This is a genomic window from Mycolicibacterium stellerae (assembly GCF_003719305.1).
Classification (GTDB): Bacteria; Actinomycetota; Actinomycetes; order Mycobacteriales; family Mycobacteriaceae; genus Mycobacterium; species Mycobacterium stellerae.
In genome coordinates this window covers 104,202-125,234 of the sequence record NZ_RARC01000010.1, presented here as the reverse complement: position 1 = coordinate 125,234, position 21,033 = coordinate 104,202, and the positions used below count along the sequence as shown (strand labels likewise).

At 70.5% G+C, this 21,033-nt stretch carries 6 protein-coding genes; all 6 read left to right on the top strand.

Going from position 1 to position 21,033, the window contains the following annotated elements:
- Positions 1-383 precede the first annotated feature (383 nt).
- Genes D6M19_RS14925 through D6M19_RS14900 form a run of 6 tightly spaced genes read left to right on the top strand, consistent with a single transcriptional unit; the run spans position 384 to position 20,967 of the window.
- On the top strand, positions 384-932 hold the full coding sequence (locus tag D6M19_RS14925) for a hypothetical protein (protein WP_164478494.1): 549 nt from the start codon (positions 384-386) through the stop codon (positions 930-932).
- Positions 929-10,747 (top strand): DUF6603 domain-containing protein, encoded by a 9,819-nt coding sequence (locus D6M19_RS14920; protein WP_123026001.1) that lies wholly within the window; start codon positions 929-931, stop codon positions 10,745-10,747. Before D6M19_RS14925 ends, D6M19_RS14920 begins: the two co-directional genes overlap by 4 nt.
- Complete coding sequence (locus D6M19_RS14915) at positions 10,681-12,753, top strand: hypothetical protein (protein WP_123026000.1); 2,073 nt, start codon at positions 10,681-10,683, stop codon at positions 12,751-12,753. The genes D6M19_RS14920 and D6M19_RS14915 overlap by 67 nt, the downstream gene beginning before the upstream one ends.
- Positions 12,750-13,751 (top strand): hypothetical protein, encoded by a 1,002-nt coding sequence (locus D6M19_RS14910; RefSeq protein WP_123025999.1) that lies wholly within the window; start codon positions 12,750-12,752, stop codon positions 13,749-13,751. The genes D6M19_RS14915 and D6M19_RS14910 overlap by 4 nt, the downstream gene beginning before the upstream one ends.
- Positions 13,748-17,527: a hypothetical protein gene (locus D6M19_RS14905; RefSeq protein WP_123025998.1), complete on the top strand. Its 3,780-nt coding sequence runs from the start codon at positions 13,748-13,750 to the stop codon at positions 17,525-17,527. The genes D6M19_RS14910 and D6M19_RS14905 overlap by 4 nt, the downstream gene beginning before the upstream one ends.
- Positions 17,524-20,967, top strand: coding sequence for a hypothetical protein (locus tag D6M19_RS14900; protein WP_123025997.1), 3,444 nt, complete (start codon positions 17,524-17,526; stop codon positions 20,965-20,967). The genes D6M19_RS14905 and D6M19_RS14900 overlap by 4 nt, the downstream gene beginning before the upstream one ends.
- Positions 20,968-21,033 lie beyond the last annotated feature (66 nt).

Sequence of the window (21,033 nt, the reverse complement as noted above, 5' to 3'; positions counted from 1 at the left end):
TGCGATTACGCCGTCCGGGGATGCAAACCGCACCTAGCGCCGGAATTGTCTCGGATTCTCGATTGTTCGCTGTGAACCTTGGCTGGAACGCGAAACTCACGTGATGTCAACGTTTCTCGCCAGAACGGCGTTGCTGAGTCCCCGCCGAGTCCAGTTCTGAGAGAGTTTCTTCGTCCGCTTTTTGCATAGCCGAAAAATTTTCGATGGCGGTCTGCTATGAATACGACATCTGCCGGCCAAAGGGGGCGTCGAGTCGAATGCGTTGGTACGTCATCCTTTCCGTCTACTAGAGCCGAGCGATCGCCGTGCCTGCGTCGCGGAATCCGGTTTTCACCGGGCCGACAGAGATCGTCGACGAACTAACAACCTTGCACCGAGCCGGGGTGCTTCCGTTACCGGACCGCGCCGCCGCCGCGGGGGACCCGATGCGGCCCATCACGTTGAACAGGGACGCCCTGGCCCGCCTGTTCCCATTCGCGGCGCGGCGCGTGCTCGGCGTGGAGTCGCGCCGGATCCGCGTGACGACCGTCGTGTGGCGGGACGGCGGCGACGAACTTGCCGTCGATCCCGGCGGCGCCGCCGTCGCCACCGCCGACGGGGCGGTAGTGGTGACCATTCCGGTGTCCTGCGACCAGAGCGGCCCCTCGCAAGCCCAGGTGACGTTCGTCGTCGGCACGTCAGATGCACCGGCCGGCATGTATGCGGCCACCGACGGCCGACCGCGCGGACCTGCCGCGATCACTGACCGCTGGGCTGACGCGCTCACGGCATTCGCGTGGAGCGCGGTCCTCGACTTGCTCGCCAGCGTGTCCGGCACCGTCGGCAACGACAAGGACGGCCTTCCACTCATACCGGGTGCCCTGGTCGCCACCGCTGACGGAATCACCGTGACACCGATGGCTCGCCATCCGCTCGGGCAATTGTCCTCATGACCGTCACCGCCGGCGACTTCGGGATTCTGGGTGACCTGGCCGCCGCGCTGGGCATTCTGCGTGACGGCTCACCTGACCCGGGGTGGTTCGGCGACCCGGCAGGGCGGCTGCGCGCGGTGCTCGGCGACGACGACCAGCGCGACGCGCTGGTGCGCTTCCTCGACTCGGTGCTCGATGACGGGGCGGTCCGCCATGACGGCGACCGCGTGGTACTTCCCGTAGTTCATGTCGACGACCCCGACCTGACCGTATCGGTGCTGATCGAACCTCATATCGACGTCGTGCGCGTCGGCGTAGTCGTCGAGCTTGAAGCGGCCGCCGTCGCAGGCGCCCAGGCCCGCCCGCAGGTGAACACCTCGATCGAGGCCATGCTGTTTCAGACGCGGCGAGGCAATGCCCCGTCGGTTGACCCCCTGTTGGCCGGACAGCCGGGCGGACGTGTCCGGCTCGCCGTCGAGCTGACGCTCGGCCACTCCCCCGCTTCGGGAGACTTCGACCTCGGCGGGATCGCCGCCATCGTCGACGTGCCGACCGCGGAAGATGACGAACCGCCCGTGCTTGGACTGCGGTTGACCGGTCTCCAGCTACCGGGCTCCGCTCCCAGGGACGTCGTGCTCGACGCCGCAGGAGTGGGTTCGCTCGACGACGCGATCATCGACCTTGTCGTCGGACTGGTACAGGCACAGGCGGCATCGGCGGGCGGCGCGCTCGCCGACGTCGCCACGCTGTTCGGATTGGCCGGCGCCGTACCGCCATTGCCGGTCGCTGGACTTCGGTCGGGCGCTGTCGATGCCCTCGTCACCTGGTACACCTCAGTCATAGGAGACGCCGCGGCCCACACCGCCTGGCTCGGCGCGCTCGCATCGTTGCTGCCACAGGGCGCCGCCGTCGTCGGCGACAGCGTCGAGGGCACTTTCGGCGATGCGACGGTGCGGCTCCGGGTGGGCAGCGTGACGGGGCCAACGGGTCAGCCACGCCTCACCCCCGAGGTCGACGTAGAGCTCGGCCAAGGCGGCAGGCTCGTCCGGGGCCACCTCATGCTGTTCACACTCGACGTGGCGACCGGTGCCGTCACCGCGGTGCCGCAACTGGCGGTGTGGGGGCACTTGGGCCGCACGCCCGGCGGCGCTGAACCCGTGGTGCTCGACGCTCCCGCCGTGGGACCGACGCCTGCAGTTCGGGTCGAAGCCGTGCGCGCCGGCTTCGCCCTCGACGCCGCACGGAAGCCGACGTTCGTCCTGGCCGCCGACGTCGTGGACATCGGCGCACACTCGTATCCGACGCTCGACCTCACCTCGACCGACACATTGATGGACGTGGCGGGCACGGTCGCCGACGACGTTCTCGACCAGCTGCTCGACCAACTCGGCGATGTCGCCGACACCGTACGCATGTTGCTGGGTTTGTCAGCGCCCCAAGGACATCCCGGTGTTGCAACGGTGTCGCTGGCCGATATCCTTGGCAACCCTTTGGACGCCGTCGCCGGCTATTGGCACGGTGTGCTCACCACACATGCCGACGCGGTGCCCGTCGTCCTGGGCGTTCTGCGCAACGTGCTGGCATCGGCCGCTTCGGCGGCCTTGCCCGTGCTCGGCAGCGGCTCGGCCGACGACCCGTGGCGGGTTCCGGTAACCGACCAGTTCGAGCTGCACGCATACGTCGTCGGCGACGAAGTCCACGTTTCCGTTGCGGGCCTCACCCGTGTCGACACACTTGGCCAGGGCTGCACCGTCGTGGAAGGCACACTCGCCCTCGAGCTGGCGGTCGTCGATCTTGCGGCCCGCAGCGCCCAGGTGATGACCGGGGCGACCGCAGCGATTCGGCTATCCGGCCGGGGCCTCGACCCCGAGCGGGCGCTGCTGGACCTGGGACCCGTCCGTCTCGAAGCCGACTACGTCCGGATTGTGTTGGGCTACCGGGCTTCCGGCGACTCGGTGTTTTCGTTCGATGCGCCTGGGCTTTGCGTGGTCGTCGAGGACGATCGGATCCCGCTGGCACTGCCCAACCCGGGCGACGTGCTCGACGACCTCGCATGGGACGGAGTCGAGCGGCTGATCGGCCTGGTCTCGATCGCGGCGCCGCCAGCCCTGGCGCCGATCCTCGACCTGTTCGGCTGGACACCCGGCGACCGGCCGCGGCTGCGGCTGGCCGACCTGGTCGGGCCCGCCGCCGACGCCCCCACTGCCATTGGTCGCTGGCTGGGCCAGCTCGCGGTCGTCGCCGGGCCCGCCCTAGTCAGCTTCATCGCCGACCTCATCACCAGCAGCGGCGTGTTGAGCGGGATGGTGTCTGGGTCCGGCACGCGGTCACAGCCGTTCATGCTGCCACTCGACACGACGCCCCGCGCACCCGAGCTGCTGGTGTGGTTCCCCGGCGCCGCGGGCGGCGACCCGTTCGTCGTCGCCGGGGACGAGATCACCACATGGCGACCCGGCCAGACCGGCCTTGCATCCGAGATCCTGGCGCGCAGCCTTTCCGACCAGGCGACCGTCGACGACGACGTCTTCGACCTGATCTGGAACCGGCCTGTCGCCGCCGGTCTCGACGCCCTTGTGTCGCGCTGGACCGGCACCGATGGACGCATCGTGCCGCCCGCTGACCCGCCCGACGACGTCGACGTCGTCGTACTTGACGATGTTCCGGCAGGGAACCTGGCCGCCGAGGCCGAGTTGACCGAACTGCTTGATCACGATCCGCCCGTCGTTATCCGCGTCCGTATCGTCACCGACGCCACGACCGCGTTCCCCGACGCGCCACCCGACCGGGTCATCGACCTCACCGCGGCCAATCGCGCGCCCGAAAGCTTTGCCGCACCGACTCTCTCGGCAGGTGACTGGTACGTCGCCCTGGCTCCTCGGCCGGTGGCCGCGCTGGCAGCGGGAGACCCCGACGGCTCACGCGGGCAGGCGGCGCGCTTGTCGGTCGTCCTCGCGGCTGCGGCGGGACTGGGCGACGGTCAGGTCGTCATCGGTGAAGGCGGCGCCGGTCACGCCGCACGGATGGCGGCGGTTGACGCGCAAGCGGTGAGCGACGTGGTCACCCTTGGCACGCCACTGGGCCCGGTGGCATTCAGCGTGCTGGACGAGGCAGCTGCGGGCGACGCCTGGCGGCTGTTGGACACGCTGTCCGCCGGCGTCGACCCCGGCGACGCCGACCTGATGCGCGGCCGGGCGCTTGTCGATGCGTTGGCCGAGATCGACTCACTTGCCGATCCAGCACGCGACCTCCGGCTGCCCGCCGGCGGGATTCCGGCCCGCGCGGGACTGTCCCTGCACGCGGTGTTCGGCAGGGCCGGCGAGGCCGCGGTGCGGCGCTCGGTCACCGCTCTGGTGGCCGCCGGCCTGGCAGCCCGCGCGCGCGACCGCGCTGATGCTGCCGCTGCGGAAAACCCAAGTGCAGGAATCAGATTGGCGCTGCGCACGCCTATCGCCGACGACGGTGTTGACTCCCTGGTCGTCTCCGGGTCCGTCACCACCGACCTCGCCGGCTGGGACATCACCGACGACGGCCTGACCACCAGCACCGAGCGCGCGGTGCGTGCGTCGCTGCGGCTCGGCGTCCGGTCCGGCTGGCTGGCAGGCGGGCCCGACCCGCAGCGGGGGCTCACCCGGCCCCGACACCATGCGGTGCGGGCCGTCACCGCGGAGGTGACCGTGCCCCGCGGTAGCGCGTCGACAGCCGTTGGGCAAGGCCGAGTGACGATCCTCGACGGCCGAGTATTCGACACGGTCCGCGTGCGGTCCGAGCTCAGCGCTGCCGGTGAACCCGTGGGCGCCGAAGCCCGCCTGCTGCTTTCGCTGGCCACGGCGCGCATCGCGGCCGAAGCCGCCGCGCCAGCGCCGAGTGCCAGTGCTGCCGCGCTTCGGACGGTGCTGGAAGCTGCGACGCTCGTCGCGGCCGACGGGAGCATTGCCGATGCCATCGAGCAACTCATCCACGACCCGGGCGGGCTATTCGCCGCCGTGCTCGATATCGAAGCCCGACGCAACCAATTAGCCGCCGGTGCAAGGGTTCTGCTTGGCGCCGCCGCATCGGGGCCACCCAATGAGGTGCGGATCGCCACGGGCACGGTGACAGCGGTGGCCGATCTTGCGGCGCGCGCGTTGACGGTCGAAGCGCCGGACGCGAACGGCGGCATCGGTTGGGCCGCACACGCGGCCGACTCGCCGGGCGGCCTGGACTGGTGGTTGCGCGTCGGCCGCCCCGACCCGTCCACATCGCCTTCCGGCGCTGTATGGCTCACCGCCAATCCGCGCGCCGTCGTCTTTCACCGCAGACCCACCCGCGGCGCGGAGGTGGCCACGGAGCTGTGGCCAACCTTCGACGCCGCAACGGCAGCGGACACCGTGCTGCGCCTGGCGCCCGCGCTTTTCGCCCAGTCGGCGCTGGACATGTTGCGGCAACTCGACGACGACGCCCGCCCCATCGTCGACGCCGTTCTTGCCGCCGTCGGGCTGATCGACTCAACCGGGCGGGTGCGGCTGCCGCTCGGGTTGATGGCCGATCCGGTGGGGTGGCTAGGCCACCCCGATGTGCTCGGCACAGACCCCGGTCGACTGATCGCTCTGGTCGAAGCCGTCAAACCGCTTCTCGGCGTCGGCGGGGACCCGGGGCGGCTCGACATCGCGCCCGGCGTGCGGGTCGCGGTGCGGGAGGCCGGCGGTGCGTTCGAACTGCACGCATCGGTGGACACCAGCGGTTTCCAGGCGCCCGCCGCTACGCCGCTCGGCCGGTTGGTGGCCGGCCTCGAAGCCAATGCCCGCTTTGTTTCCGGCGCCAAGCCGCACCCCGCGTTCGATCTGCACCTTGGAGCGGCCAGCCCCGTGAAGGGCCGCCGCGCCGTGCACGTCGCGATCGATGATGAGCTGAGCGTCTTTCTGCGACCGGCCAGCGGCGCCGATGTGGCGTTGCACCCGCACGGCCGCGGGCTCGGCGCGCTGGCCGACCAAGCGGTGACGGCCGGCGCCCACGCGTTGCCGTTCGTACTCGACAAGCTCGCCGCCCAAGGGGGCAACAACCTCTCCGGCCACGTGGGACAGCTGGTTGCCGTGGCGGGAGACGCACTCGGCCTGCGCGATCCGGCCGACCACTTCGACTACGACAAGCTGGTGGCATTCGCCGCGAATCCCTCGGCCTCTCTGGTCACCGCGGCGTCCACGACCGTCGACGCGGAGTTGAACCGTCTGGCGGCCGCTCTCACCGCAGCCTTGCCCGCGGCCGTTGCGGTGGCACCGGAAGGGCCTGCGTTGCGCATCGACGTCGGAGTGGTGACCGTGCGCTGGACTCCGGCGCCCTTCACGGTCGAGATCGAGGCCGCCGCCGACGACGTGCCGCTGATCGAAAACCTCCACGCTGCAGTGACATTGGTGCCCGGCGGACTGGACGCCGTGATGCTGGAGATCGGCCCTGCGCCGTTGGCCGCCGGTCCGTTGCAGCTGCGGCCCGTAGTCGCCGTGCATGCAGGCGCCAACCCGCAAGGCGGCAGGCGAGTCGAGGCCGGTGTCAATCTCGACGGCACCCGTAGCCTGGTCGCCCAGTGGCTGCCCGGAAGTCCTGCAGGCACGCAGCTGGCGCTGACCGGTGGCCCGTCACCGGTCATCGACCCCGCGGCCGTCACCGCCGCACTGACCGAACTCGCGGCGACCGTGGCCGCATCGATCGCGCTGGCCGTGGCCGAGGTACAGAACCTCTTGGACACGGCTGTCGGCACGAGCACCGTCAAGGAGCTGCTGCATGGAGTCGTGCTGCACGACGACGACACCTTCGACGCCGAATTATTCGCTGCCAGTGGGCTTGTGGATCGCGTCGGACGCCTGCTCGCCAACCTGGCCGAAGCCGACCTGTCGGTCGCGGTCGACAACGCGCTCACGCTCGGATTGGCGAAGCCTGCCGACGTCGGCGAACTCACGCTCGGCCTCACTTCGCGCCTGCCTCTCGTGGACGGCGATGTCACGATCTGGTTGGAGGCCGACGACACCTGGATCGACCCTGCCCCGCCGGTCGCAGGCATCGCCCTCGGGCTCGTCACGGTCAACGGCCAGGATGTCTCGTTCACGCCGACGCTGACCGTGTCGGGGCTGGGCGTGCGGATCGGACGAGAGAGCGGCCCGCTTCTCGACAGCTTCGCGACGGTCGAGTCCGTTGCGCTGCACCTGTTCGCCGACATCAGCGCCGCGGGCGTGAGCGGCGGCGCTCAGTTGCAGCTGGCCAACCTGGCCGCGGGCCTGTCTTCGGCCAACGGCGGCAATGCGATTGCGTCTGGCATTCTCGCCGACAGCGCCTCGGCGGGTAAGCCGCCGAAGCCGGCCTTCTCCCCTGCGCTTGCCGTACAGAAGCACGATGGCCAAGACCTCGAGGTGACGTTGCGGGCCGGGGCAGGCGACGGCCCGTGGTGGGTCGTCATCCAGAAGGGCTTCGGGCCGCTGTACGTCGAGCAGATCGGCTTCGGCGTCAAGATGCCGCAGCGCCACCTCGAGGCGGTGTCACTACTTCTCGATGCGCGGGTGTCTCTGTTCGGGCTCAACGCCGCCGTCGACGACCTGTCCATCACCTACTTCGTCGCCAAAGGCAGCGCGTTCGAACCGAAGAACTGGGAAGTCGACCTCGCAGGCCTCGCCGTGTCGGCAGATCTTGGCCCGCTGTCGATCTCGGGCGGTCTTCTCAAATCGGGCAGCGGCGATGCCATCGAATACCTCGGCATGTTGCTCGGTCGCTTCGGCGTCTACGGGCTCACCGTCTACGGCGGCTACGGCAAGACGGCGGGTGTCGTGTCGTTCTTCGCGGTGGGCGCCGTCGTCGGGCCGATCGGCGGCGTGCCCGCCTTCTTCGTCACGGGCATCGGCGGCGGCTTCGGTATCAACCGCGAGTTGCGGGTGCCCACCGACCTGTCCCAGTTCGCCGACTACCCGCTCATCAAGGCGCTCGACGTCAGCGCCACCCCCGCCCCGGACCCGATGGCCGAACTGCGGGCCCTCGGCAACTACTTCCCCGCGCAACCGGGCACATTCTGGTTCGCCGCAGGACTGAGCTTCACCAGCTTTGCCCTAGTTGACGGAATCGCAGTAGTGGCAATGCAATTCGGCGACGGCTTCGACATCACGATGCTGGGTCTCGCCCGCATGGCGCTGCCAAGGCCGCAGGCAGCGCTCGTCAGCATCGAGCTCGCGCTGGTCGTGCGTATCTCCTCCAAGGAGGGCGTCATCTGGGTGCAGGGCCAGCTGACCGACAACTCCTGGCTGCTGTACGAAGACGTCCGGCTCACCGGCGGGTTTGCGTTCGTGGTGTGGTTCGGTGGACCGCACAGGGGCGAAGTCGTGCTGACCATCGGCGGCTTCCACCCCGACTTCCACCGTGACGGCTACCCGCAGGTGCCGCGCCTTGGCCTTCAGTGGTCGATCGGCTCGGCAATCGTCATCAAGGGCGGCGCCTATTTCGCGCTGACCTCCGAAGCCGTGATGGCCGGGGTCGACGTGAAGGTGTCGGCCGACTTTGGCTGGGCATGGGCCCGGTTGACGTTCGGCGCACACGGCATCGTCTTCTACGACCCGTTCCACTACAAGGTGAAGGCATACGCGCGCATCGCGGCCGGCGTCACCATCGACACGTGGTTCGGCGACATCACCATCTCCATCTCCCGCGGCGCCTCCATCGAAGTGGAGGGGCCCGACTTCCACGGCCGCGCCAAGATCGACGTCGGCCCGTGCACGGTCACCGTGCCGTTCGGGTCGACAGCCAACCACGCGACCGTGCGGCTGCGTCCACGGGAGTTCATCGCCAAATACCTCGATGAGGCGAGCGCCGGTGTAGCGCAGGCTGTTTCGTCTATCGTGACCAGCGGTGCGGTGCGGCCGCGCACATCGGGAGGTCCGGCACCGCAGACGCCCGATGGCAGTCAGGGCCGACCGTTCGTGGTGACGGCGGAGTTCGTGATGACGCTGACCTCGACCGTTCCCACGACGGGAGTCGACACCACAGGTGCGCGGACGCCCGTCGCGCCGACCCGGCTGCTGGGCATCGGCCCGATGGGCACAGCCGCAATCGACCCCACCTTCACGCTGCGCTGGACGAGAGGCGGCGCACCGCAGCCGTGGCCGTTCGGGGCGGCAAAACGGCTTCCCTTCGGCGCCTTCCCGCTCGGCGTGTGGGGGCCGCCGCAGGACCCGGCCGCTCCACGGGTTCCGTCCGGCGAGGTCGTCGGCGCACTCAACCAGTTGCAGGTGGTGTCTCGCGCGGTCGACTCCGGTGGCGGCCCTCCCATCGCATTCAACCGCCTGGACCCGTCGGGGCCCCGCAGACCGCTGCCGTTCCTGCGCAACTCGGGCGCCACCCGCACGGAGGAACTCGACAAGGCCGCCCGCGTGGTGACACTGGTCGACGATGCGGTGTCCGGCGCTGCCGACGTGCGGGCGTTGGCCAACTCGTGGCGCGCCGATGGGGGAGCCTCACCGATCGAACTGGTGTCGTGGCAGAACGAGCGCAGGGGTGTGCCTCCCCGCCTTGGGTCGCTCAGCGACCGCCTTGCGGCGATCGATGACAACCTCGTGCCCGATGTCGCCACCCCGGTAATACCGCCTGCGGTGGACGCCACGGTGTTGCCGCCCGTCGCACTGGCCGTCCTCGGTGCCGGGACCGCGCTGGAGGGAGCGCTGGCAGGCGGCGCGACGACGGTATCCGACCTGCCGCGGGTGAGGCGCGCGGCACCGCCGACACTGGCCGGGTTGCGCAACGTTCCCGCCGCGGCACGCCTGGTGATCGGCGGCGCCGGGGTAGCGACGAGGACATCGATCGCACCCGTCGACGCGCCCGCTGTCACCCGCCTTGCCCGGACGCCCGCGGCTCGCGTTGCACAACGCGGCGGGGCCGGCCGCGACCGACTCGAAGCGCTCACCGCGGGGCTGGCCGGCACTCCCGACGGCGAGGCCCGGCGCCCTCGTTTCGGGCCGCGCGCCGCACCCAGCGGAGTGTCGACGCTGCGGGCCGGCGAGGTGGCGGTGCTGGCGCTTCCCAACGCGGGCCGCGATGTGGACGAGGCGGCCGAGCGCCCGACCTTCACATGGAAGGGATGCTCGACGCGGGTGGTGGCACTGTCACACGGCGGCCTCGTGCTGTCGGACGAGACCACTGCTCCCGGCGGTGGCAGCCTGACGATCCCGCGCGGCACCGAGCGACTGGTCGTCGCGGCGCTGGGCGAGCACGTCCCACTCCCGTCGATGACCGGTTGGCACGCCGGAATGACGTTGTCCTACACGGGATTCGGCGTTGGCCTCGGAATTGGCGCGATCGTACAAGTCGAGGCGGCACCGCTGGTGCGCAAGCCTCAGCTGTTCCGCGCCGGCTACGTCGAGGCGGCTGAGCTCGTCGACGGCACGGCCACCGTCTCGACCCGGTTCGCCGCACCCGTCGACGTCGTGATCGTGGTGCTCGACGACCCGGCGGCCGACGCGGGCCGGCGGCTCATCGTCGGACTCGACGGCGCCCGGCAGGCTACCTCCGGCGGTGCAGCCGTCCCGCCAGTGACGCTGGCACTCGGAAACCGGGCCATGATGGCGTACCGCGTCGTGTCCGATGGCGGGGGGCGGGCCGAACCTCGGCCTATCACGGTGACAATCGCCAGCGGCGTGGGCTGGGCGTTGGCCGGGGTGGTCGGTGCGAACGGCGACGCGGCGGATGCGCTGTCGGACTTGGCGACTCGTGGCTTCGACGCAGTTCTTGGCGCCGCCTCGGGCGGTCGCGGCGAGGTGGAGCTGGGGTGGACCCCGGTGCCGGACGCGAGGCCCGTGCGCCGTATCAGGCGGGCAAGGAAGGCACAGCCATGATCCAGCGCGGGACGTTTGTGCTGCACAGCTTCGTGGCACCGCCGGTGACCGCGGGCCGCTACCAGCTGCACGGTGCAATCCCCATACCTGAACTGCCCGTTGAGGAACACGTCGCCGAACTCGTCGTCAGCTCGCCGCGTTACACCATGCCGCCCGACCAGATTCTGTCGACGTTCCCACCCGCGATGGCCGAGGGCGACTTCGGCAGCCGTCTGCCCCAGATCGTCCTCAAGCGACGCACGCTGCCATGGGAGCGCGACCCCGGCGGGCCGGCGCGGCAGGCCAATGATCCGCCGCGGCCGTGGCTCGCGCTCGTCGTGCTGGCCCAGGGCGAGGGCACGCTGTCAACCGACCCGTTGCCGTTCGGCCAGTGCGTCACACCGGGCACGACGCTGCCCGATCCGCAAGACGCCGACACTCCGACGGCGATGTGCCTCACGGTGACCGAGACCGTCGTCAACAAGGTGTTCCCGACGGTCGAGGACCTCCCGCTGTTGGTGCACGTGCGCGAGGTCGACATCCGCGACACCGAACTGGCAAGCGGTGACGACGACGGCTGGCTGGCCGTCGTACTGGCCAACCGGCTGCCGCTGGCCACCCCGCGCACCGATCCCGACACCGGCGAAACATATTCTGCCCCAGTCAGATACATCGCCTGCGTGGTAAACCTCGAGGGTCAGATCGATGTGCTGCCAACCGACGCCGAACTCGCCACCCAGGACCGCATCGACAACTTCGGTGCGGTTCAGGATGTCCGGTTCGCGGCCGCTGCCGCGCAGAGCACCGACCACGTCGTGATGGGCACCGGCCATCTCGTCGACGCAACAGCCGACGACGACCCCCCGCCGCTCGCGCTGCCGATCGCCGAGCAGGCCAAGCCCCCGCTCGGTACCGCGGCCCAGTGGGCCAACTTCAAGGCCGAGACGGCTTCGCCATCAGCGGTCAACCAGGACGCGGCCGCCACCGTGCGCCGCGACATGGCAGCTCCATGGACAGTGCCGTTCCACGAGTTCTTCCTCGAACCGGTCTACCGATTCCCCGTGCTTGCCCACTGGAGCTTCACCGCCACCAACGACGGCGACTTCCGCTCGCTGGCCCAGGCGCTCGATGTCGGGCTGCTCGGCACCCAGTACGGGTCGGTGTACGGCGTGGATCCCGACGGCGACCCGGACCGCAAGGTGGAACACCCGAACGCGCCCCGCCCAGACGACCCGCCACGTCCCGCGCCTCCGGAGGTGACCGAGACGGGCCACGTCGCGCTGCCGCAAACCACCCGGCGGGGCGACACCACGACGGCGTGGTACCGAGGGCCCTTCGGCCCGCTTCCGACCGACCGTGACCCCGCCGACAGCCCGCTGCCCGCGGTCAGTGACCAACTTCGGGTATTGACGCCCGACGGCCGCGAGGACGTCAGCCTGGCCGCCGCTTTCGAGATCGGCCGACTCCTCGGGCTGTCGCAACCCGCGCTTGTGCGCGCCCTACTGGCATGGCGGTCCGAGCAATTCGGGGCGGCGCGGCTGAACAAGTTGGCCGACGATGTGACCGGCCCGACCGGCAGCCCGGTCGGTGGCGACCGGCTGGATCAGCGCTTTGGGCGCCTCGTCGGACTTGCGCTGTTGAGCCAGACCGCCGAAGACACCCGCGCGGTCGTCGGGCCTAGGCGCCCGCTGGCCGACGCGGGGCGGCCCATCGGAATCGACGGCCCCCTCGAACGAGTTGTGGCCGCGGGCCTGAACCTCAACCTCACCGAGCTGAGGAAGTCCGCGAGGCAGATCGGCATGGCCGCGGCGCTGGCTCAGACCGATGTGCCCTTGGCCCGGCCCGACGGTCCGCTCGACCCGGCCACCACCGCCGGGCTGCGCGCCGCCCTCGACGCCGAGATCGAGCGCGTGGCGCAGGCCGCCGCGCCGACACCCGTCGTCGGGCTCGCAGGGGGCGCAAGACGGGCCGGGCGTGACGCGCTCGACGAATTGCTCGACCGACTCGACACCGGAGGCAACAGATGAAGCTCACGGCCATCAGCGCCGCCGAGGCGGTGCAGCTGCAGTTCTCCGCTGCCATCGCCGGTGCGATCGCCGGACTCACCGAAGACGACCCGGACGACGGCGCCCACGTGGTGCCCGGCGCCATTCGCCGGGCACTGGCCGAGCTTCGGCTGCTGCACAGCGTGCCGTTCAACTACCTCGTCGCCGACGCGTCGCTGCTACCGCGCGAGTCGGTCCGCTTCTTCTACATCGACCGCAACTGGACCGACGCCCTGATCGCAGGCGTGTTGAGCATCGGCACCTTCACCACCGCCGAACGTGCCCAACTGGAAGCCCTTCGTGAGGTGATCCGTGATGAGGTCGACGAGGCCGAGCGCACCATCCGCATGCCCAAGGACGAGGCGCGGCTGTCCGCAGCCGGCGGCGCGGTCAGCGGCTTCCTGCTGCGCTCCAAGCTGGTGTCGGGCTGGCCGGGACTGCACGTGCGCGGCTACGCCGTCGACCGCCAGGCCGACGACGACATCCTCCCCGAGTCGGACCCCGACCGGCTCAAGGTCCTCCGCATGGAGCGGCTCGCGCCTGCTGTGCTGCTTGTCCTCTTCGACGGTGTCCCCGCCGTTGTGCACGTCGAAGAACCAAGGCAGGGAATACAATTCGGCGCGCTGCGCCCACCGGCCGAACCGCTGTCGACTCGGCGCACGGTGCCGCTGCGCGATGCGGCCACCGGCGACGACCTGCCCAATCAGTCCGTCGATGTGCCGTTCCGCAGGGGAAGCGCAGGCGTGATCCATCTGCGCAAGCTGCGCAACCGCATCGCCGCCAAACCGGCCACGCACGTCGGTGGCAACACCGGAATGTCTGTGGACGCCAACGAATTCGCGCTGGAGATGCTTCGCTTCCCGTACCGGCAGGTGTTCGGTGATCCGGCCAACGAGCCCGGGCATGCGCTGGCCGACGTGTTCCGTCCGCGGCTGGCCTTCGGTGAGCTCGAGGACCGCTTCAGGGACGTGATCCAATGAGCCCGATCGACGCCAAGCTTGTCTTCGACTCGCGCTGGACAGCCGTCACGATGCTCGACGTCGACGCGGCCACCGTCGCAACATGGGACGACCGTCTGGTCCGCGACGTCCGCCTTCTCGTGCCTGTCGACGTGCAGGCGCTCGTCGTCACCCAAGACAGCGAACCGATGGTCACGCTGCCGTCGGCACTCAACGATCCCAGCGGAGAAGGGCCCGGCTTCCCGCCGCCGTTCGACGCGGGAGCACGCAGGGCGCCCGGCGTCCACCTGCACTGGGCGATGCCCGACGCGCTGCTGCGCGGACGACTCGCCGAGGGCACCGACCGCAACCGCCTGGCACTGCCCGCGCTGCCCGACCGCTGGGTGGTGCTGCGTCTGCTGGCGCTGCCGGACTCCGAGACCGTCCATGTGCGGGGCTGGGTGCTCGAAGCCGACCGGGCGGCGCGCGTCGACCTGGCGACGTGGCCGGACAGCTCGCCCGGCGCGCCGGTGGCAGGCGCCGCCGTGCCCGCCGACCAGCTCACCGGGACGGCCGGCGGCGCCGCGACATGGTCGGCTACCTACGACTCGGTGCTCAACCGATTCGGCTTCCACGACCCGCTCGACGACCTCGCGCAGGTGGCCCCCCAGGGTCTGGCGGGCGACGGCGCCACCTACCTCGTCGCGGGGTGGTGGTCGCAGACTGTGCTCGACCCGCTCGACACCGCCCGCGACGCGGGCAGCCTCGATGCGCTGCTGCACGGGCTCGGCTGGAGTGCGGTGGCGCCGTGGGTGTTTGCGCCATCCGATCAGCGCATCCGCGACACGAGGGCCAAGCTGCGCCTGTCGGTCAACCTGCCATCGGCCACCATATTCGCGACCAACCGAATGCCCACACCGATACCGCGCGTCGCCGAGCACGCCGTCAGCCCGCTGGCCGAGGCCGTCCAGACGGAGCTGGTCCGGGCGGGCGATTCGGTGCTGACCGCCAAGCCGTGGTGGCCGCACGCCACCCTGCTGCACGGCAGCGTCTACGGAGTCCCCGTGGAGACGGGCCCCGACGATGGCCCTGACAACCGGCCTGCCCCCGATGACGTGCGCATGGCGCTCGGCTTCTCCGATGACGACGTGCTCGCCGCCCTGACCGGGCCTGCGCTCGGCCCCGCCGACGACGACGGCCGTCGCGCCACCGAACGGTTGCTGGCCGCATTCACCAGCCACACCCTCCGCGATCTCACCCAGCCCAACGGGGTGGCAGCCGCCGAAGACCACGAACATTCCATCGCGTTCGGGTCGTATCCCGGCGGCAATCGCGGCGACGACAGGCTTGTCACCGGGCGCAGCGGCGCCGCGCTCAAGCTCGGCCGCGGTGCACGCCAGGCCGCCCGTCGGGCCGCGACCGGATCCGTCTTCACCGTCCCGTCGGTCCGGCTCTCCCAACTCTTCGTCGACCGGCACGCGCTCATCACGTCGGTCGGCGTGCGAGACGCGGTGAGCGACGCCGACGGCGCAAGCGACCCGCCGGTCGACACCGAACCGCGGACCGTTCCGCGGCCGGCGCCGGTATTCCACTTCCCCCTCGATCCGCTCGTCGCCGTGCAGGGCGGCGGGCGCAGTCTGCGCCACGGCGGCGACGGCAGGTTCTCCCCCGACGGGCTCTTGTGGTGCCGCTGGCCACACCAGATGATCCGGCAACTGAAAGGCGTGGTGCGGGGCAGCGACGTGCTCCCGACGCTGGGGAACGGCTCGCTGCCGCCCGAAGTGCTCGGCCTCGCACAAGAGGCTGTCCTGCATTCGCCCTACACACGGCGCTGGCTCGCCGACCGCGGTTCCAAGCGGACCGGCTTGCGCGCCAACGCCGTTGCGGCCCGGTTGGACGCGGAAGCGGTGTTGCGCTTCGGAAGTACCGCCACCTACGACGCGGCCACGTCGGTATTCGTCGAAGAGGCCGATGCGATCGTCGATCGCCACGACATCGCCGATCAACTGTGGCGGCACTCCCTGTTCATCGGCGTCGACCCATCGCCCGTCGGGGTCACGGCATGGTCGCAGCCGTGGACACCGACGTGGCTGGAGTGGGAAGCCACCGCCGAGGTCGCCGTCACCCTCGACGATTGGCAACTCGACGCCGCCGACTACGAACCCGTCGACGGGGCGGCGCCAGCGACGAGGACCCGTACGTTCGTCGGCCGGACGCTGCTGACCGCTGGCGCCGCGGACACTCTGGCGTCGGCGGTGCGCGACTTCCTTGCCGCCGAGGACGCCATGGAGAAATCGACCGGCGGGATGGGCGAAGTCCCCGACGATGTCGAAAGCGGACTGGCCGCGGTGGCCGCCGCCGTCGAGAACCTCGACGTGCTGACGGCGGCGCTCGACGGCATCCGGATGCAACTCCTCGGTGTCGGCCCGCAAGTAAGCGCCGACGGCCTGATGCGTGAGCGCGACGGCGGCGGCTCCCTGGTGCCGCCTGCGCCCATCGGGGCGCCACTTCCGCTCGCCTCAGGAACCATCCGGGTGGAGAAGGCCAGGCTGCTCGACATCTACGGTCGCACCCTCGACGTGCCCGCCGCGCCGACCGCCGAGACGGCCACCCGCGTCGGCGCAGGGGAGCCCGGTTTGATGCGGATTCGGCCGCGCCTGCCCCGGCCGGCGCGCTGGATGTTCCGCCTGGTCGAAGCGGGCGGCGCCGATGATCCGCTGGAAGCCCGCGTCGATCAGGTCGACCCGTCGGGGACCGTCAACCCGGTGGCCGGCTTCGTCTTGCCCGACCATCTCGACGAGTCGCTCGAGGTGTTCGACGCCGCGGGCGCACCGGTGGGCGAACTGTTCCACGAAGCCGTCGGCAACCGCGTCGTGTGGGAGATGGCCCCCGGCCGGCCTGGACCGCCCGACTCAGGCCCGCTGTTCGGCCTCACGGGCGGGGCGCTGCGAATGGGCCGGTTCGCCACCGGCCTACTGGCCGCCGACGTGGCCGCGCGTGCGGCGGGCCAGCCGGCCGAGTCGGCGCTGACCGCCGCGCTGCGGGCCATCGATACCACGCTGTGGACCGTCGACACGTTCGCGGCGTTGGGCAGTGAGCACATCGCCGGATTGGTCGGCAGGCCGTTGGCCCTGGTGCGTGCTCGGCTGTGGCTGGACCTGCGGCCGGAAACCGACCTCGACCTCTCGGATCCGCAGCGGGCGGCCGAACGGACCGCGGCCGAGCGCGCCTTGGCGGCTGAAGCGTTCGCCGTCCGTCTCGGCGAACTGACCCGCACCGACGACGGTCTGATCGGTTTCTTCGTCGGCGACGACTTCACCCGCCTGCACGTCGTCGACAAGGTGGTCGCCGCGCTGGCCGCGCCTGCAGGCCCGGAGCCCTATGCCGGTGATGCGCCGGTGCCCATCGACCACGACTATGTCCTCGCCGAGGACACGTTGCGCCTGCACTACGGCCAGCGACTCGATCTGATGCTGCTGATGCATCCGGGTGGCCAGGTCAATCTGACGTCCGGTGTGCTTCCCCGCAAGGCGCTTGCACTCGCGCGCGAGTGGGTGGCGCCGGGGCTGGCCCGGCTGTCGCCGTCGCTGCGGACCGGCCCGGTCCTGCTCGACACCGATCAGGTCCGGCTGCCGAAACCGTCGGCGTTCGGCACCGACCAGGTGTTTACCCGGCGCAGCAGTCCGGGCACCTGGCAGGACGACCCGATACTGGCCGCGACGCAGGCGGCGTTGCTGCCCGACGAGCCCGCCCATGTGCAGGACGGCTACATCCGGGTGGGGCCGGGGCAGGCGCCGACATCGGAGCCGGGGCAATGACATCCACCTACGGCTGGCCAGGGCGCAACGCCGGCGGCAGGCGCGATGGCCGCGGTGCGCGGCGCAGATGGAATGCCGCTCGCGGCCTCGGCCAACCCGCGATGCTGTTCCGCGCCGCAGCGGCCGCACCGGGCGGAGCGGGTGGAGCCGCCGACATATGGTTTCCCGTCGGCCCCCACACCGTCCTGTCAAGCGACGAATTCGGCACGCCGCGTGTGACAGGCCGGGTCCGAGACGTCCAGGTGGAGCCGAAAGCTGGGCAACGCGCGTACGCCGCTTCGGCAACCGGTGGCATCTGGTACACCGACGATCGCGGCGCGACCTGGCGGCCGCTCGGCGGCTTCCGGTCAGCCGACCCCGCAGCGAGGGACACGTTCGCCAGCCCCAACGCGTTGGGATGCTTGTTGGTGCGGTGGGGCGTCACGGCAGGGGCGGACGACCCCACCAAGGATGAGGTCTGGGTGGGCACCGGCGAGGGCGGTGGCTTCACCGACGGGATGCCGGGCGACCAGCTCGTGGGCATTGGTGTGCTGCACGGCACCGACCCCACCAGCAAGCCCGTCGCGGATCCGGCGTTCGTCGTCGAGGCGACGAACCTGTTGGGAGCGACCGTCTCTCGGGTGGTAGCGCAGCCGGGCGCCGCCGGTCTGGTGGCGGCGACCAGCAAGGGATTGTTCGCTCGGCCGGCAGGCGCAGGACCACACGTCTCGTGGGATGCCGTCGCCGGCTTCCCGAAGAACGGCAAGAGCGCGGCGCCGTGCGTCGATGCCGTGTGGACACAGCCCGCGGGCGGGCAGCCCGGCCGCTTGTGGGTGGCCATCCGCAGGACGAACAACGACATAGAACTGCATGTTCGAATCGACGGGACCAACGTGTTCACCCAGGTGCCGCTTCCGAACGGTGCAGGCAACCCGAACCCGCATACGACCATGGCGTTGACGGCGTCGCCCACGGGCGACGTGGTGTGGGCGCTCGGGTCCGCCGCCGCGGGAGTGGGCGCCCTGCCGCCGTCGTCGAGGCTGTGGCGCATCGACACCACCACTGCGCCCGTAACGCTGGCCTTGGTGCGCAACGGCCCCACCCTGTGGAACACAGCCGACATCAGTTCCTCGAAAATCGCTGTGGCCGTTGACCCTTCCGCACCGAACCGCATTGCGCTCGCTGGTACGACCTTCCCCAACACCGCCGCCGCCTCGCTGTACCTTGACGCCGTCACGGCCTTGCCTGCCGGGAACTTCGCCTACCCCGCGGCCGCCGCCTACGTCGGCCGGGAGGTGCACGCCGATGTGTTGGCGATCCGGTTCACCGACGACGGGCAGTCGGTGTGGGTGGCTTGTGACGGTGGGGTATTCGTGTCTACCGCCGCAGGTGCGGCGGGAAGCTTCACCCCACGCAACACCGGATTGGTGGTGACCGAAGCCGGATTCGTGGCCGGCCATCCCAGCAACGACGTGGCCCTCGTACTCGGCGCCCAGGACAACGCGACCCAGCGCAGGATCGGCGAGACCGTATGGGGCTGGGAGCAGGGCGGCGACGGCGGAGGTGTTGCTTTCGACCAGGTTCAGACCGAGCGCTACATCGCCCAGTACTCGGACGCCGACTGGAGCAACGGTAAGACCCCGCCGGGCCAGCCGGTGCCGGCGGCAGCCAGGGCGACAGAGGACAGTTCCGCCTCGTTCTACTCGTTGCCCGCGACCATCGTGAACGGCGCAGTCAACCAGTTGGCCGTAGGCACCGACCGCGTCTGGTACAGCGAGAACTGGGGAACCGGCTGGGTCACGCTGCCGACGAATACCGACCCGCTGGCCGGGCAGCGGCCGACCCCGCCGACGGGTGCGGGTAATTTCGCGCAGGACGTTGTCCCCGGCGGTAGCGGGGCCATCCGGATTCTTCGCTGGGCCACGCCGAATCGCCTCTGGGTGCTGTGCTCCCGCGGCCTGCATCGGTTGGACCGCGTTGCAGGCGCCTGGCAGCCCCGCGTCGACATATCGCTGAAGGACGTGTTCCACCCGAGCAAGTCGACCGATGTCAGCTCCAGCGACAAATGCAACGACCTCGCGGTGCACGACCCGGCGCGCGGTGCGCACGGCTCGGTATACCTCGCGCTGACCGGTGACCTGTCCGCCGAGGGCGACGAACAGCTGTGGTGGTTCGACGGCGCAGGGAAATGGCACCGCACCGGACTGCGCAGATCCACGACCGCGGCCGCTGTCGCCGTCGCCGTCGAGCCCGCGCACCCCGAAACGGTGTACGTGGGCACCACGATCGGCGTGTTCCGCTCGACGCTGACCTTCAACGGCAACGACCCCGTGTGGACGCCGTTCACCCGCCTCGACAATGGCCTGCCCGACGTCGCGGTGCAGGACCTCGCCATCTACTCCAACGGTCCGGTCCGGCTGTTGCGGGCGGCCACCCAGGCGCGGGGCGTGTGGGAGCTCGACCTCACCGGCCCAGTGGCCGACCGCACATACCTGCGCGTGCACCCTTACGACAGCCGACGCACGCTGCCGACGTCGCTGGTCGCACCGTTCGAACCCCGCATTCCCGATCCTGCGCATCCGCCGGCGACCGTGCCGACCACCTATCCATGGCATGCCAGCCCCGATGTGCGGGTGCATCCGAAATTGGGTGCGATGGCCGCGCCCGGCACCTTGCCGTGGACCCGTGCGACCAATCTCTCACCCGCGGGCGACCCCGTGCGGTTCTGGCGGTTGTGGCGTTTCCAAGTGGCGCTTCGCAATGTCGACCGGCGATCGCGGCCGACCGGCACGTGGGACCGCTACTTCGACACCGTTGTTCAGGCGAACGGAGGACCCGTCGTCGGCGGCAACCCCAGGCTCACCGCAGGCGTCTGGACCACCATTGTCACCGGCGCCAACCTCGCCCGCCAGCCGTGGGACACCGCGGCGCCGACCGAGGCTGACCTCCTCGAGTATGTGCCGCCGGCGCCGACCGTGGCGGGCGACAATCAGCCGAGCGTCGATGTCCTTCGTGGGCAGGTCACCGTGCATGTTCTGTTGCACAACAGGGGATTTCCCGATCAGGCCGGCGGTGACGTACAGGCCACCCTGCTGTGGCGGCGGGTGACCGGTTGGCTGGGCAAGCCGTCGACGACATGGCTGCCTGCCAACGTCGGCTGGGCGGCAGGCATTACCAACCTGCTGACGAACGGAGCGGCCCCAGCGCTCGCCGGCGGGTGGCGACTGGCGGATCAGGCCACCCCACGACGGTCACTCACTGGCGACCTCAGCGCAGGCGCCCCCCGGTCGGTCAGTTTCGATGTCAACCTCGGCGGCGCTGGCGTCCCCGCCGGCTCACTCATCATGTTGGTGGCCGTAGTGCACACTCCGCGTGACCCCGCCGCGCTGGCCGAGGCACCACTGCGGCAGCTCACTCTCGGCGATCACCACGTCGCCGTCCGCAGCGTGCGGGTGCGGTGACCCGACACATAACGCTGCACTTATTCGCACCGGGCCCCGTCGACCCAGCGCTCCGCTGGCCACGCT

What these genes read in the sequence shown, in the direction of transcription:
- D6M19_RS14920 (WP_123026001.1), top strand. Translation starts at nt 929, where the DNA reads ATGACCGTCACCGCCGGCGACTTCGGGATTCTGGGTGACCTGGCCGCC.
- D6M19_RS14910 (WP_123025999.1), top strand. Translation starts at nt 12,750, where the DNA reads ATGAAGCTCACGGCCATCAGCGCCGCCGAGGCGGTGCAGCTGCAGTTC.
- D6M19_RS14905 (WP_123025998.1), top strand. Translation starts at nt 13,748, where the DNA reads ATGAGCCCGATCGACGCCAAGCTTGTCTTCGACTCGCGCTGGACAGCC.
- D6M19_RS14900 (WP_123025997.1), top strand. Translation starts at nt 17,524, where the DNA reads ATGACATCCACCTACGGCTGGCCAGGGCGCAACGCCGGCGGCAGGCGC.